Raw genomic sequence first — 14,074 nt, 5'->3', positions numbered from 1 at the left:
CCAAACGGCTCTGCTAACCCCACATTGGGGCTGGGATGGGTGGTTTCCCGGGCTGCCATTGATGGTGGCGCCGGGTGTGTGAAAGTCCGCCATAACTATACCTTGATTGCCCCGACTTCTCCGGATTTGCGGTTTCGACGGGTTTCGGCAGGACCTTGAGCTGCGCGGCTTGCGCCGCCAACAAAAAACGATTGATCACGAACTCTACGCGAGCAAACTGAATGTCACCTTCCTCCACCGACAAGATCGCGCTCTTTATCGACGGGGCCAATCTTTACGCGACAGCGAAAACTCTCGGCTTCGACATCGATTACAAGCGCCTGCTGAAGGAATTTCAGAGCCGCGGGACATTGCTGCGGGCGTTCTACTACACCGCGATCATCGAGGATCAGGAATACTCCTCGATCCGTCCGCTGATCGACTGGCTGGACTACAACGGCTACACCGTCGTCACCAAGGCGACTAAGGAGTTCATCGACGCCTCCGGCCGCCGCAAGGTCAAGGGCAACATGGACATCGAGCTTGCGGTCGACGCCATGGAGCTCGCCGAGCACATCGACCAGATGATCCTGTTCTCGGGCGACGGCGACTTCCGCTCCTTGGTCGAGGCCGTGCAGCGCCGCGGCGTGCGGGTCACGGTGATCTCCACGATCGCCAGCCAGCCGCCGATGATCGCCGACGAGTTGCGCCGCCAGGCCGACGTCTTCACCGATCTGGTCGAGCTGCAGTCCAAGCTTGGCCGCGATCCGTCCGAGCGCCCCGCCCGCGCGATCGCGGCGAGCGCGAAGCACGCCACCACGCCCCGCAGTTCCTCCAGCGCGCGACCACCATGGCGCCGAGGGGCGATGACGATTTCGAGGAATGAGACGGCCCGGCTGAGCCGCCGGGCCCTCACACTCGTACCCGATCGCGACTGTCCGCTCTGCCCGCGCCTGGTCGCGTTTCGCGAGGCGAACCGCGCGCGGGAGCCGTTGTGGCACAACGCGCCGGTTGCGCCATTTGGTGACACCAAGGCGCGCCTGCTGATCGTCGGCCTTGCGCCGGGGATGCAGGGCGCCAACCGCACGGGCCGGCCGTTCACCGGCGACTATGCCGGCGACCTGCTCTACGCGACGTTGATCGAATACGGCTTTGCCAAGGGCAGCTACCAAGCGCGGCCTGACGACGGATTGCGGCTGGTCGACTGCCGGATCGCCAACGCCGTGCACTGCGTGCCGCCGCAGAACAAGCCGCTGCCGGCGGAGATCAACACCTGCCGCCAGTTTCTCGTGGCCAATCTCGCGACGATGCCGAATTTGCGCGCCATCGTCGCGCTCGGGCGGATTGCGCACGACAGCGTGCTCAAGCCGCTCAATCTGAAGGCCTCGCAAGCCCCTCTTCGGCCATGGCGCGGTGCATCAGGCCGGCGCGTTCAAGCTCTACGACAGCTATCACTGCTCGCGCTACAACACGAACACCCGCGTGCTGACGCCGGACATGTTCCGAAGTGTGTTCGCGAAGGTGAAGGCTGACCTCGATTAGCCTGGATCAGGTCCTGAGTCAGGCCTTGGCGGGATTGGCCTTGAGCCAGTCCAGCACATCGCCAGCGTTCCGGTCGGGCGGGAACACCGGGTAGAACACCTGCACGATCTCGGCGTCATCGATGATCAGCGCGAGACGCTTGATCAGCGTCAGACCTGCGACTCCCATGGTCGGCAGATTGAGGGCGCGTGTCAGCACCAGCTTCTCATCCGAGAGCACCGGGAACGGCAGATGCAGCCGCGACGCCATCTCGGTCTGGTAGGCATTGCTCTGCGTCGAGAGGCCGAACACCTGGGCAGCGCCCGCGACTTTCAGCTCGGCAAACAGATCGCGAAATGCGCAAGTCTGCGGGGTGCAACCGCGCGCGCCCGGGATCATGTCCCAGTCGTCGACCAGCGAGATCTTGCCGGGCTCGCCGGTGCGCGGATAGGCGAACACCACGGTGCGGCCGGAGAGCGCCGACAGCGTCACCGATGTATCGTCGGTCGCGAGCAGGCTGATCGCGGGCAGCGTCAGGCCTCTCAGATGGGCAGCGCCGCCGTCGTCAGCGGGTGCCGGGATCTTGCTCCAGTCGACCTCGATCAGGTTTTTCTGATTCATCTCGCTATCCCCTCGCCCGCATCAGCCGGCCCTTCTCCCGGCTCCAGTCCCGCTTCTTCTCGGTCTCGCGCTTGTCGTGCAATTTTTGCCCTTCGCCACCGCGAGCTGCAGTTTGGCCCGGCCGCGTTCGTTGAAGTAGAGCTTGAGCGGGATCAGCGTCATGCCCTCGCGGTCGACGGCACCCATCAGCTTGTTGATCTGCTTGCGATGAAGCAGCAGTTTTCGCGGCCGTTTGGGCTCGTGATTGAAGCGATTGCCCTGGAGATATTCGGGAATGGTGGCGTTGATCAGCCAGATCTCGCCGTCCTTCAGATCGGCGTAGGATTCCGCGATCGTGCTCTTGCCGTTGCGGATCGACTTGACCTCGGTCCCGGTCAGCGCAATGCCGGCCTCGACCGTATCCTCGATGGCATAGTTGAAGCGGGCCTTGCGGTTTTCCGCCATGACCTTGATCGGACGTTCTTTCTTATCGGCCATCTTCGTTCAAAAACCCGGCAGAGAAACCCGATCGAGATGCGCGTCGGACGCTAACAGTTTGGATGAAGTGCGCGCGTCAAGACTTCTTGAGGAGATCGCGGATCTCGGTCAGCAACGCCACCTCGGCCGACGGCTTCGGCGGCGCGACCGGTGCCGCCTCTTCCTTCCGCTTCAAGGTGTTCATGGCGCGGATCACCAGGAACAGCACAAAGGCGACGATGATGAAGTTGATCGTGAGCGTCAGGAAGCTGCCCCAAGCCAGCACGGCACCTTGCTTTTTCGCGTCAGCTAAATTGGTGGCGGTGACCTTCGCCGACAAGGGGGTGAAGTAGTTCGAGAAGTCGAGACCGCCGGTGGCGGCGCCAATCATCGGCATGATCACGTCGCCGACCAGCGAGTTGACGATGGCGCCGAAGGCCGCGCCGATGATGACGCCGACCGCGAGGTCGACGACGTTGCCCTTCATGGCGAAGTCGCGGAACTCCGTGAGCATCCGCCTGCCCTTTTCGTCGACCGCGCCCATGAAAGCTCCCCGAAAAGCGAACGTGTCAGTTGATCAGGCCGGCGTGCACCATGGCGCTGCGCACGGCAATTCGCGTCGGCTCGGAGACCGGGACCATCGGCAGCCGCAGCGTCTCGTCCATCTTGCCGAGTAGCGACAACGCATACTTGATCGGCGCCGGATTGCTCTCGATGAACAAATTGTTGTGCAGCGGCATCAGCTTGTCGTGCAGCTTCAGCGCAGTGGCATGATCGCCCTTCTGCCAGGCGATGTGGAACTCGGAACACAGCCGCGGCGCGACGTTCGAGGTCACCGAGATGCAGCCATGGCCGCCGTGCGCCATGTAGCCGAGGATGGTCGCGTCCTCGCCGGAGAGCTGGTTGAAATCCTCGCCCATCGCCGCGCGCTGCTGCGAGACGCGGACCATGCTGGCGGTGGCGTCCTTGACGCCCGCGATGTTCTTCAGCTCCCACAACCGCTTCATGGTGTCGACCGACATGTCGATCACCGAGCGCGGCGGAATGTTGTAGATGACGATCGGAATCCCGATCGCGTCGTTGATCGCCTTGAAGTGCTGGTACATCCCCTCCTGCGTCGGCTTGTTGTAATAGGGCGTCACCACCAGCACGGCGTCGGCGCCTGCCTTCTCGGCATGCTGGGCAAGCTCGACCGCTTCCGTCGTCGAGTTGGAGCCGGCGCCGGCGATCACGGGAACGCGCCCCTTGGCCTCGCCGATGCACCATTCGACCACCTTCTTGTGCTCGTTATGGCTGAGCGTCGGGCTCTCGCCAGTGGTGCCGACCGGGACCAGGCCGTTGGTGCCCTCGGAAATCTGCCAATTGACCAGCGAGCGGAATGCCGCCTCGTCCAGCGCGCCGTTCTTGAAGGGCGTGACCAAGGCGGTGAAGGACCCCCGGAATTTCGTCTTGGCTGCCATGGACTTCCTCCGTACGCGGCGAGATTTTAGAGCAAGCGCCATACATATCGGGTCTGTCCGGCCGGTAAAAGGCCGCATCCGCGTGACGCACCGTTTAAGCCGCGATTTTGCCGCGGTGGTGGTGCAAAGCGGTCCTCGGTAAGGGGCTGTTGGTATTTTGCCCGCATATTCAATCAAATACAGCCAAATCTTGTACAAGCAGGTCTGGGCCAGTTGACTGATTCGGGGCGACGTAACGCCGTGATTTTCCTTCCTCGTGCCGCGTGGCGATCCACCGGTCTGGTCGTTTGCCTGATGGCAGGGCTGTCGGTCGGCTGCGCCGCCTTGGCCAAGTCCAACGACAAATCCAACGAGACGACCGAGCAAGGGGCCAAGGACACCCCCAAGCCAGCCGTCAAGGACAGCGCGAAGGTCCCTGTCAAAGGATCGGCCAAGGGAACTGGCAAGGCAACTGGCAAGGCAACCGACAAGGGAATTGGCAAGGAAACCGCTAAGGAAGCAGCCAAGGAAGGCAGTAAGGGCGCGACCAAAGGCCCGGCCAAGGATGCCGCCAAGACGGCCCCCAAGGCCGCCGGCAAGGAAAAGGACAAGCCTAAGCCTGCAGCAGCGGCGCCCACTCCGAAATCGCGATCGACCGCCAACGGTCCGGCCGCCAAGGCGGCGCCGGCCGTGACGGCCACCATCCGACCGGCCGCCCCGGCCGTCGCCAAGCCGGTCGCGGCTCCCGTCCTGGCACCGGCGACCCGCCAGCACGCCGCACCGCGCAAGCCGGTCACGCCAGCGGCCGTGGCTGCGACCTCCTCGACATCGCAAGCCGACAAGGCCACGCTGGAAAACGTCATCGAGCTCGTGCGCAGGCGCAGGCCGGGTGATGCCACCGACGCAGCAGCGACGATCTCGGATCCCGTCGCGCGAAAACTGGCGGAATGGATCATCCTGCGCAGCGAGGACAATGGCGCCAGCGTTGAGCGTTACCGCGCCTTCCTCTCCGCCAATCCGAGCTGGCCGTCGCAGACCTTCCTGCGCCGGCGGCTGGAGGCGGCGATGTGGGACGACAGGCGCGACGATTCGGTCGCTTGGTCGTGGTTCGAGAACGAATCCCCGGTCTCCGCCAAGGGCCGCTTCACGCTTGCCAAGGCGATGCTGGCGCGCGGCGACCGCGCCAATGCCGAACGGCTCGTGCGCGAGGCCTGGCGCAGCGATCCGATGTCGGAGGAGACCGAGAACAACGCGCTCGACCAGTTCGGGGCGCTGCTCACGCCCGGCGACCAGAAGGCACGGATGGACACGCTGCTCTACGGCAGCGAGCACGAGGCGGCGTTGCGCGCCGCGAAACGTCTCGGCGCCGGCTATGTCGCGCTCGCCAGGGCCCGCATCGCCTCCTACAAGAAGGCGCCGAATTCGCGCGCGCTGCTCGAAGAGGTGCCGCGCGAGCTGCACAGCGATCCCGGGTTCATCTTCAGCAAGATCCAGCTCCTGCGCCGCGAGGAGAAATTCGCCGAAGCCGCCCAGCTCATGCTGTCGGCGCCGAAGGATCCGAACCGGCTCTACAATCTCGACGAATGGTGGATCGAGCGGCGCCTGCTGGCGCGCAAGATGATCGACACCGAGGAATTCCGCAGCGCCTATCTGATCGCGCGCGACGCGGCGCTGCCCACGCGCGACATCTACAAGACCGAGCAGGAGTTCACCGCGGGCTGGATCGCGCTGCGCTTCCTCAACGATCCCGCGGCCGCCGCCCAGCATTTCGCGCGCATCGGCGTCGGCAGCGTCAATCCGACCACGCTGGCGCGTGCCGGCTACTGGCAGGGCCGCGCGGCCGAAGCCGCAGGGCGCCAACAGGAAGCGCGCAACGCCTATGCCCGCGCCGCCGAACAATCGACCAGCTATTACGGCCAGCTCGCCCGCGCCAAGCTCGGCCTGCCGCAGATCGAACTCAACAGCCCGCCGCGCGGCCGTGGTGCCGAGCGGCTGGAGATCGTGCGCGCCGCGCAATTGCTGTACGAGCTCGATGAGCGGGAGCTGGCGGTGCCGATGCTCGCCGACATGGGCGAGAACGGCGATCCCGAGGCGCTCGCCGGGCTTGGCGAGTTGGCCCAGCACTACAGCGACGCCCGCGGCATGCTGCTGGTCGGCAAGGCCGCGCTCAATCGCGGCCTGCCGTTCGACTTCTACGCCTATCCCGTCAACGGCATTCCGAAGTTCACCCCGATCGGTCCCGAGGTCGAGCGCAGCATCGTCTACGCCATCGCGCGGCAGGAAAGCGCGTTCAACCCGGCCGTGGTCTCGCCGGCGCAGGCCTATGGCCTGATGCAGGTGACGCCGGACGCCGCGCGCTATGTCTGCAAGCGGCACGGCGCCACCTACGATATCTCGCGGCTGAAGAACGATGCGGCCTACAACGCCACGCTCGGCTCGGCCGAGCTCGGCGGACTGCTCGAGGACTATCGCGGCTCCTACATCATGACGTTCGCGGCCTACAATGCCGGCCGCGGCAGCGTGAAGAAGTGGATCGACCGTTACGGCGACCCGCGCGACCCGAAGATCGACGCGGTCGACTGGGTCGAGCTGATCCCGTTCTCCGAGACCCGCAACTACGTGCAGCGGATCATGGAGAACCTGCAGGTCTACCGCGCCCGTTTCGGCGGCGGCACGCGGCTGCAGATCGAGGCCGATCTGCGCCGCGGCGCCGGCAGCGTGGAATAGCCGCGTCCCTGCCCCCGTTTGTCGGCAGCGACCGCTCGGGGGCCGGAGCGCAACGTTTTTCGTCGACGGATGTTGAGACGGGCCGCAGCCTGACTTGAGCTGGGGCGCAGCATTGCTGGCGGCAGCGCACGAGCCGGAAAAGCGGAACTAAATCAAATGCTTGATTGGGGGCTGGCGGAGACGGAGGGATTCGAACCCTCGATAGGCCTTTACAAGCCTATAACGGTTTAGCAAACCGCCGCCTTCAGCCACTCGGCCACGTCTCCAATATGCGCGGTATGCCCGACCCGGCGGCGAGCCGCAAGCGGCAGAATTGAGGATGTCGCGTTCTTTCACCTGAAAGCCGGCATCGCGACGGCCGCACGGGCCCGGCGCTGGAATCGGCGTGTCAGCCGGCAGCCCGAGCTGCGCCGGCGTGGAAGGTCCAGATCAAGAGGTGCGCAGTCCGGGGGTTCAGCGCAGAATGCCCGTTCTGCGCGGCCGCCCGAGTTCCAGCTCGTATTAATGGGCCGCCATTCGCCATCCGTGAATTAGGCCGCCTCGCGCCGCTCAGTGCGCGGACACCCACGCCCGCGCCTCGCGCTGAGCGGCCGAGATCTCGCTATCCGACATCTGCCCGGCCACTTCCTGGCGCAGCGTGACGGCGTCCTTGCGGCCCTTCAGCGCGGCGAGGTTGAACCATTTATGCGCGGCGACGAGATCGACCAGGCCGGAACGGCCGCTCGCCCAATACATCCCGCGCTCGAACAGCACGTCCGACAGCGCGCTCGTGTCGATCGCCGTCGCCGTCTCCAGATCGAAAGTACCCTGAAACATCACGCATCCCCTTTTTTCTTATGCCGCCCCGTCCCCCGAGCGCGGCTCCCGTCCATCTCTGATTTGCCTGATCCAATCTGGATCAAGCGCTGTTCAACTCATCCCCGAGTTCTTTTTCGTTCGTGCCGTTTGCCGGCTTGTTGGAGACGATGATGGCGGGCAAATTTGAATGGCAGTTTAAGCATCGCGATGAAGCAGACGTAAACGCGACAGCGCGGCGCGCGCGGGTCGAATGCAAAAAGCTCACGCTTTGCAGGCACTTCCAGGATTGGTCAGATTTGGTTTACTGCGTGATCTTGGGAGAACGATAACCATCGCGCACGGAGGGTGGCCAGGCCCATCTGTCATTCGCCGCCCAGGCAGGGAATCCAGGACGCCGCAGCTCGTCGGTGCAGCCACCGCCGTCTCGGCGTACTGGATCGCCCGGTCGGAGCCGGGCGATGACAACGCGAATGGAGAAGCGCCGCGCAAGCAGCGTGCAATCGGGCCGCAGCCCTCGCCTGCCCACAGCCGGGACGGTCAAGGCAGCGCGACCACGCTAGGGTCAGATCAGCAATGTTGGGAAAGGGAATGCCGGCAATGCCCCGGCTTCAAGGGAACGAGGGCGTCGGCGAACACGTCAGGACCAGATTCCACTTTGACCGCGAGGCTACTCGTGAAATTGCGGAGCCGGAATACCGGAGCCGCACCGAACGAAGAAAACTTGTTTCTTCTGCCGGACCGGACTTTGGCGAGCGAACCCGCGAAAGAGAACGATCCGACCGTTGACCTGATGTCTCGCCGACACCCTCTATCGTCGACCAGAACCTGTTGAGAGGCGCTGATGACGTGCCGGCTCTCTAGGAGCCGGCAACTTCAGAAGCGAAGTTACTTCTTCTTCTTGGCGACCTTGCGGGTCTTCTTCGCAGTCTTCTTCACTGCGCTCTTCGCCTTCTTCGCCTTCTTTGCTTTCTTGGCCATGTTGCCCTCCGATGTGTGAGATGGCTTTAATCGCTGCGCGCATTCGGGGATCGAATGCACTCATCCCGAATACACCAACACGACGAAAAAAACATCTTCTCACTTAAGGAAGTGTTGACGGAGCAGAGCGCCTGGGCTTGGCGAGCGCGATGCAAGTGCGCGCAGAGACATGCGTTCGCGATCGCGCGGAGCGGTCATTGCATCGATGTCGGCAACAGTAGCGACTGCAAAAAAACTCTATGCAGCAAGTATTTTTCTGCACTTGCGCATGATGCGTGATCAACGCGGTGGCGTACGCCGCGAATAGCCCGATCGCTTCGCGGAGGCGCTTCGCGGACTCTGAGTCGCGGTTTTTGGCAACGAAAATATTTTCATGCTTAACGCCGCGAGCGCTCGTCGGAGCGCGCGCAAGCCGCCGTTTTGCGCGAATCGCGTCACGGCGATTCGGTCGCCGCCGCGTGGTTCAATGGGATGACGTTGGCCGCCGATGACGCGCGCGGTCGCGTCTCGAGCTGAAGCGAGGCGACGAAGATCGTCCATCACCTCGTCCGAACGCGTGACTCAAATGCCGAGCTTGGACTTGAGCAGGTCGTTGACGCTCTGCGGGTTGGCCTTGCCGCCCGACGACTTCATGACCTGGCCGACGAACCAGCCGAGCGACTGCGGCTTGTCCTTGACCTGCGCGGCCTTGTCGGGATTGGCCGCGATGATGTCATCGACAACCTTTTCGATCGCCGAAAGATCCGTGACCTGCTTCATGCCGCGGCTTTCGACCAGCGCGCGGGGATCGCCGCCCTCCTGCCAGACGATCTCGAACAGATCCTTGGCGATCTTGCCGGAGATCGTGCCCTCGCCGATCAGGTCGACGATCGCAGCCAACTGCTCCGACGTAACAGGCGAGCCCGTAATATCCCGGCCTTCCTTGTTGAGACGGCCGAACAGCTCGTTGATCACCCAGTTCGCCCCCATCTTGCCGTCGCGGGCGCGGTTGGCGAGCCTGTCGAGCACCGTCTCGTAGAACAATGCGCTCTCGCGCTCGGCGACCAGCACGCTGGCGTCGTAAGCCGACAGTCCGAAGTCCGCGACGAAGCGCGCCTTCTTCTGGTCCGGCAGCTCCGGCAGCTTCGCCTTCAGCTCGTCGACGAACGTCTGGTTGAACTCCAGCGGCAGCAGATCCGGATCGGGGAAGTAGCGGTAGTCATGCGCCTCTTCCTTTGAGCGCATCGAGCGCGTCTCGCCCTTGTTGGGATCGTAGAGCCGCGTCTCCTGGTCGATGGCGCCGCCCTCCTCGAGGATTTCGATCTGGCGCCGCGCCTCGTGCTCGATCGCCTGGCCGATGAAGGTGATCGAGTTCATGTTCTTGATCTCGCAGCGGGTGCCGAGCGGCGCACCGGGCTTGCGCACGGAGACGTTGACGTCGGCGCGCAACGACCCCTTCTCCATGTCGCCGTCGCAGGTGCCGAGATAGCGCAGGATCGAGCGCAGCTTGGTCACATAGGCCTTGGCCTGCTCGGCATCGCGGATGTCGGGCTTGGACACGATCTCCATCAGCGCCACGCCGCAGCGGTTGAGATCGACATGGGACATCGTCGGCGACCGGTCGTGCAGCAGCTTGCCGGCGTCCTGCTCCAGATGCAGCCGCTCGATGCCGATGGTCGCAGTCTTGCCGCCGTCGAGCTCGACGATCACCTCGCCCTCGCCCACGATCGGCGACTTGTACTGGCTGATCTGGTAGCCCTGCGGCGAGTCCGGATAGAAATAGTTCTTCCGGTCGAACACCGAGCGCAGGTTGATCTTTGCGTTCAGCCCCAGCCCGGTCCGGACAGCCTGTCTGACGCATTCCTCGTTGATGACAGGCAGCATGCCCGGCATCGCCGCGTCCACCAGCGACACATGGCTGTTCGGCTCGCCACCGAACCCAGTGGAGGCGCCCGAGAACAATTTTGAGTTCGTGGTCACCTGGGCATGGATCTCCATGCCGATGACCATCTCCCAGTCACCGGTTGCGCCCTTGAGAAGCTTGTGCGTGGCCGTGCTCATGTCTTGCTCCCGAGCAGCGTGGCAGCGATCCGCTCCCACTCCGCCTGCAATGAATCCTTTGCCGCAGGCTGGCCGGCCTGGCGATACCAGTAGCCGGCATTGCCGAGGTCGCCTTCGACGCGGTGCAGATAGGCGTGCACCCAGGCGGCCTCACAGCTGCTCTCGTCCTGGACAATCTTGTGCGCCTGGTCCCAGTCGCCCTTGGCGGCCCACCAGAGACCGGCAAGCGGCGCGCTGAGATCCGGCGCAGGCGAAGCGCCGTCGAGGCTGGCGATGTAAGCCGCCAGCGTCACCACCACCGCTCCGGCGTGTAGCGCCCGGCCGCCTGCTCGATCACTTCGCCAAGCGAGAACAGCGTCTCCTCGTCGAAGGGACGGCCGATCAGCTGAAGCCCGAGCGGCAGCCCCTGCGCGTCCTTGCCGGCGGGCACCGCGATGCCCGGCAGGCCCGCCATATTCACGGTCACCGTGAAGATGTCGTTGAGATACATCTCGACCGGATCGGCGCCGCCCTTCTCGCCGATGCCGAAGGCCGCCGACGGCGTCGCGGGGGTGAGGATCGCGTCGACGCCCTTGGCGAAGCAATCCTCAAAATCCTTCTTGATCAGCGTGCGCACCTTTTGCGCGCGCAAATAATAGGCATCGTAATAGCCGGCCGACAGCACATAGGTGCCGATCATGACGCGCCGTTTCACCTCCGCGCCAAAGCCTTCGGCGCGGGTGTCCTCGTACAGCTCGTTGATGTTCCTGCCCTGCTCGCGCAAGCCGTAGCGTACGCCGTCATAGCGCGCGAGGTTGGATGAGGCCTCCGCCGGCGCCACGATGTAATAGGCCGGCAGCGCGTACTTCGTGTGCGGCAGCGAGACCTCGACGAGTTCGGCGCCGGCCGCCTTCAGCCAGTCCGCGCCCTCGCTCCAGAGCTTCTCGATCTCGGCCGGCATGCCGTCGAGACGATACTCCCTCGGGATGCCGATCTTCATGCCCTTCACGGACTTGCCGATCGCAGCCTCGTAATCCGGCACCGCAATGTCGACCGACGTGGTGTCCTTCGGATCGTGGCCGGCCATCGAGCGCAGCAGCATCGCGCTATCCCGCACGCTGCGCGCGATAGGGCCGGCCTGGTCGAGCGAGGAGGCAAAGGCGACGATGCCCCAGCGCGAGCAGCGGCCATAGGTCGGCTTGATGCCGACCGTCGCGGTGAATGCCGCCGGCTGGCGGATCGAGCCGCCCGTATCGGTCGCAGTCGCGCCCATGCACAAGAGCGCAGCCACCGCCGACGCCGAGCCGCCGGACGAGCCGCCCGGCACCAGCGTCGCGTTGGAGCCGTCGCGCCGCCAGGGATTGGCGACCGGACCGAAGCAGGAGGTCTCGTTCGACGAGCCCATCGCGAATTCGTCGTTGTTGAGCTTGCCGAGCATCACCGCGCCGTCGCGCCAGAGCTGCGAGGTGATGGTCGATTCGTAGGTGGGCACGAAATTGCCGAGGATCTTCGAGCAGGCCGTGGTGCGCACGCCCTTGGTCGCGAACAGATCCTTGATGCCGAGCGGGATGCCGGCGAGCGGGCCACCGTCGCCCTTGGCGATCTTGCCGTCCGCCTCACGCGCCATGGCGCGCGCCTGGTCCGGCGTCTCCATGACGAAGGCGTTGAGCACGCGGGCGGCTTCGATCGCGGACAAATGCGCGTCGGTCAGCTCGAGTGACGTGAAAGTCTTGGCCGCGAGGCCCTTGCGGGCCTCCGCGAGCGTCAGCGATGTCAAATCGGTCATTTATTGATCGGGCTGCAGAAGAACGGGGACAGGGTCTTGTCGTTGGCCGGGTCGTCTTTTTCTTGGCAGCGGCGTTCGCAGCGGCCTCGATCTCGTCGAGCACGGCATTGACGGCGACATTGGGATCGGCGGCCTTGCCCTGCCGCTCCATCTTGTCGAGGTAGTTCATGTAGGCCTGATAGGCCTTCTCGTCGTCGCAAAGCATGCACATCGGACAGCGTCCTGAATTGCTCTTCTGTTTGACGCGTTTTCTTGACGCGAACCGGGATCCACTTCGCTCGAAAACGCTATGTCACTCGACAACCTTGGGCACCAGGAAGAAGTGACCTTCGGTCGCGGGCGCGTTGGCAACGATATCATCGGCGATCTCGCCGTCACTGACCACGTCGGCCCGTTTCTTCATCTGCATCGGGGTGACCGACGTCATCGGCTCGACGCCCTCGACATTGACCTCCGAGAGCTGCTCGACAAAGGCGAGCATGGCGTTGAGCTCGCCCTGCAGGTGCGAAACTTCGTCATCCCGAACGGCAATGCGCGCGAGATGCGCGATGCGGCGGACGGTGGCAGCGTCGACTGACATTATATGGGGCCTCGGACGGCAAAAACCTATCCGCCGTATAGCAGAGGCCGCTTTTGCGCCGCAACCGGCGCTGGGAACTAGCCAGCCATCTGGCGGAGGCGGGCCAGCGCCGATTTGGCGAGGTCCCGGGTCAATTCGGCCGCCGGGACGTCGCGGCCCAGGGCGACAGCCTGTCCGGCCCAGAGATTGGTGAAATCCACCCTGCCCTGCTTTTCGGCAGCTGCCTTCAGCGGTCCCAGCGCGGTCGCCGCATGCGGAAATGCGGGTGCGTCCGCCGAAATCGGGCCAACCTCGCGCATCACGCGGTTCTGCACGCCGCGGGCGGGCCGTCCGGTCATGACATTGGTGATGACCGTGGAATCATCCCGCGCCTCGGCGAGCGCCTTGCGGCCGCCCGGTGTGACCTTGGATTCCGGACAGCGCAGATAGGCACTGCCGATCTGGACACCGGCCGCGCCCAACGCGAAGGCGGCCGCGATGCCGCGTCCGTCCGCGATGCCGCCCGCCGCAATCACGGGCACCTTCAACGCGTCGACCACCTGCGGCACCAGCGCAAAGGTGCCGGGCTGCTCGCCGATATTCTCGGTCAGGAACATGGCGCGATGGCCGCCGGCTTCCGCACCCTGCGCGATCACGGCATCGGCGCCGTGCTGCTCGAGCCAGACCGCTTCCTTCACCGTCGTCGCCGAGGAGATCACGAGACAGCCGGCCGCCTTGACCCTCTTGAGCAGCGCCTGATCCGGCAGTCCGAAATGGAAGCTCACGACCTCCGGCTTCAACTCCTCGACGACCTCGCAGAAGCCCGTGTCGAACGGTGCGCGGTTCGCCGCATTGATCGGCGCGGCCGGATCGAGGCCGAGCTCGCTGTAATAGCCGGTAAGACGCGTCTTCCAGCGCGCTTCCGCCGCCGCCTCGAGCGCGACCGGCGTGTGGCAGAAGAAGTTCATGTTGACGGGAGCCCGGACGCGCTGGCGGATGATGTTGACCTGCTCGCGCGCCTTTTCGGGCGACAGCATCGCGCTTGGCAGCGAGCCGAGCCCGCCGCCTTCCGCGACGGCGATCACCAGCTCCGCATCCATCACGCCGGCCATCGGCGCCAGCACGATGGGCAATTCGGTCTTGAAGAGATCGATCAGTCGACGGTCAGGCCACATGGTTTTGTCTCTCGCG

The 14,074-nt window shown here is 64.5% G+C and carries 11 protein-coding genes, 1 tRNA gene and 3 pseudogenes; 3 read left to right on the top strand and 12 right to left on the bottom strand.

Annotated elements, in window-relative coordinates; all coding sequences use genetic code 11:
• Positions 1 to 221: 221 nt before the first annotated feature.
• Both AB8Z38_RS04280 and AB8Z38_RS04275 read left to right on the top strand, forming a co-directional pair.
• A pseudogene (locus tag AB8Z38_RS04280) lies at positions 222 to 865 on the top strand (NYN domain-containing protein).
• Positions 846 to 1,511, top strand: coding sequence for a uracil-DNA glycosylase (locus tag AB8Z38_RS04275; protein WP_369723268.1), 666 nt, complete (start codon positions 846 to 848; stop codon positions 1,509 to 1,511). Before AB8Z38_RS04280 ends, AB8Z38_RS04275 begins: the two are co-directional and overlap by 20 nt.
• A 28-nt stretch (positions 1,512 to 1,539) precedes the next feature.
• Here AB8Z38_RS04275 and AB8Z38_RS04270 read toward each other — a convergent pair whose 3' ends face one another.
• From AB8Z38_RS04270 to dapA, 4 genes and pseudogenes are all read right to left on the bottom strand, one after another.
• Positions 1,540 to 2,121: a peroxiredoxin gene (locus AB8Z38_RS04270; protein WP_369723267.1), complete on the bottom strand. Its 582-nt coding sequence runs from the start codon at positions 2,119 to 2,121 to the stop codon at positions 1,540 to 1,542.
• 4 nt (positions 2,122 to 2,125) lie between these two features.
• Positions 2,126 to 2,598, bottom strand: a pseudogene (gene smpB, locus AB8Z38_RS04265) (SsrA-binding protein SmpB).
• Between the two features lie 76 nt (positions 2,599 to 2,674).
• On the bottom strand, positions 2,675 to 3,091 hold the full coding sequence (gene mscL, locus AB8Z38_RS04260) for a large conductance mechanosensitive channel protein MscL (RefSeq protein ID WP_369726739.1): 417 nt from the start codon (positions 3,089 to 3,091) through the stop codon (positions 2,675 to 2,677).
• Positions 3,092 to 3,146: 55 nt separating this feature from the next.
• Positions 3,147 to 4,037, bottom strand: a complete 891-nt coding sequence (gene dapA / locus AB8Z38_RS04255; protein ID WP_369723266.1) for a 4-hydroxy-tetrahydrodipicolinate synthase — start codon at positions 4,035 to 4,037, stop codon at positions 3,147 to 3,149.
• Positions 4,038 to 4,331: 294 nt separating this feature from the next.
• Between dapA and AB8Z38_RS04250 the strand changes: the two genes are divergently transcribed.
• Positions 4,332 to 6,743: a transglycosylase SLT domain-containing protein gene (locus AB8Z38_RS04250; protein ID WP_369726738.1), complete on the top strand. Its 2,412-nt coding sequence runs from the start codon at positions 4,332 to 4,334 to the stop codon at positions 6,741 to 6,743.
• 172 nt (positions 6,744 to 6,915) lie between these two features.
• On the opposite strand, the gene AB8Z38_RS04245 is transcribed toward AB8Z38_RS04250, so the two are convergent.
• The 8 genes and pseudogenes from AB8Z38_RS04245 to AB8Z38_RS04210 form a co-directional block, all read right to left on the bottom strand.
• Positions 6,916 to 7,009: transfer RNA gene (locus AB8Z38_RS04245), tRNA-Ser, on the bottom strand.
• Between the two features lie 283 nt (positions 7,010 to 7,292).
• Positions 7,293 to 7,559 (bottom strand): hypothetical protein, encoded by a 267-nt coding sequence (locus AB8Z38_RS04240; RefSeq protein ID WP_369723265.1) that lies wholly within the window; start codon positions 7,557 to 7,559, stop codon positions 7,293 to 7,295.
• Positions 7,560 to 9,080: 1,521 nt separating this feature from the next.
• The gene (gene gatB, locus AB8Z38_RS04235; RefSeq protein ID WP_369723264.1) at positions 9,081 to 10,559 is read right to left on the bottom strand and encodes an Asp-tRNA(Asn)/Glu-tRNA(Gln) amidotransferase subunit GatB; all 1,479 of its coding nucleotides are present in this window, start codon (positions 10,557 to 10,559) and stop codon (positions 9,081 to 9,083) included.
• The gene (locus AB8Z38_RS04230) at positions 10,556 to 10,858 is read right to left on the bottom strand and encodes a hypothetical protein (protein ID WP_369723263.1); all 303 of its coding nucleotides are present in this window, start codon (positions 10,856 to 10,858) and stop codon (positions 10,556 to 10,558) included. Before AB8Z38_RS04230 ends, gatB begins: the two co-directional genes overlap by 4 nt.
• Positions 10,849 to 12,324 carry an Asp-tRNA(Asn)/Glu-tRNA(Gln) amidotransferase subunit GatA gene (gene gatA, locus AB8Z38_RS04225; RefSeq protein WP_369723262.1) on the bottom strand — a complete coding sequence of 492 codons (1,476 nt, stop codon included), beginning with the start codon at positions 12,322 to 12,324 and terminating at the stop codon, positions 10,849 to 10,851. The genes AB8Z38_RS04230 and gatA overlap by 10 nt, the downstream gene beginning before the upstream one ends.
• Positions 12,321 to 12,535 (bottom strand): annotated as a pseudogene (locus tag AB8Z38_RS04220) (hypothetical protein). The gene gatA and the pseudogene AB8Z38_RS04220 overlap by 4 nt, the downstream one beginning before the upstream one ends.
• Positions 12,536 to 12,616: 81 nt before the next feature.
• Positions 12,617 to 12,904 carry an Asp-tRNA(Asn)/Glu-tRNA(Gln) amidotransferase subunit GatC gene (gene gatC, locus AB8Z38_RS04215; RefSeq protein WP_369723261.1) on the bottom strand — a complete coding sequence of 96 codons (288 nt, stop codon included), beginning with the start codon at positions 12,902 to 12,904 and terminating at the stop codon, positions 12,617 to 12,619.
• Between the two features lie 77 nt (positions 12,905 to 12,981).
• Complete coding sequence (locus tag AB8Z38_RS04210) at positions 12,982 to 14,058, bottom strand: NAD(P)H-dependent flavin oxidoreductase (RefSeq protein ID WP_369723260.1); 1,077 nt, start codon at positions 14,056 to 14,058, stop codon at positions 12,982 to 12,984.
• Positions 14,059 to 14,074 lie beyond the last annotated feature (16 nt).

Origin of the sequence: Bradyrhizobium sp. LLZ17, assembly GCF_041200145.1 — a bacterium.
Lineage (GTDB): Bacteria > Pseudomonadota > Alphaproteobacteria > Rhizobiales > Xanthobacteraceae > Bradyrhizobium.
Note: the sequence above shows the minus strand (reverse complement) of the source record. Positions and strands in the feature narration are given on the sequence as shown.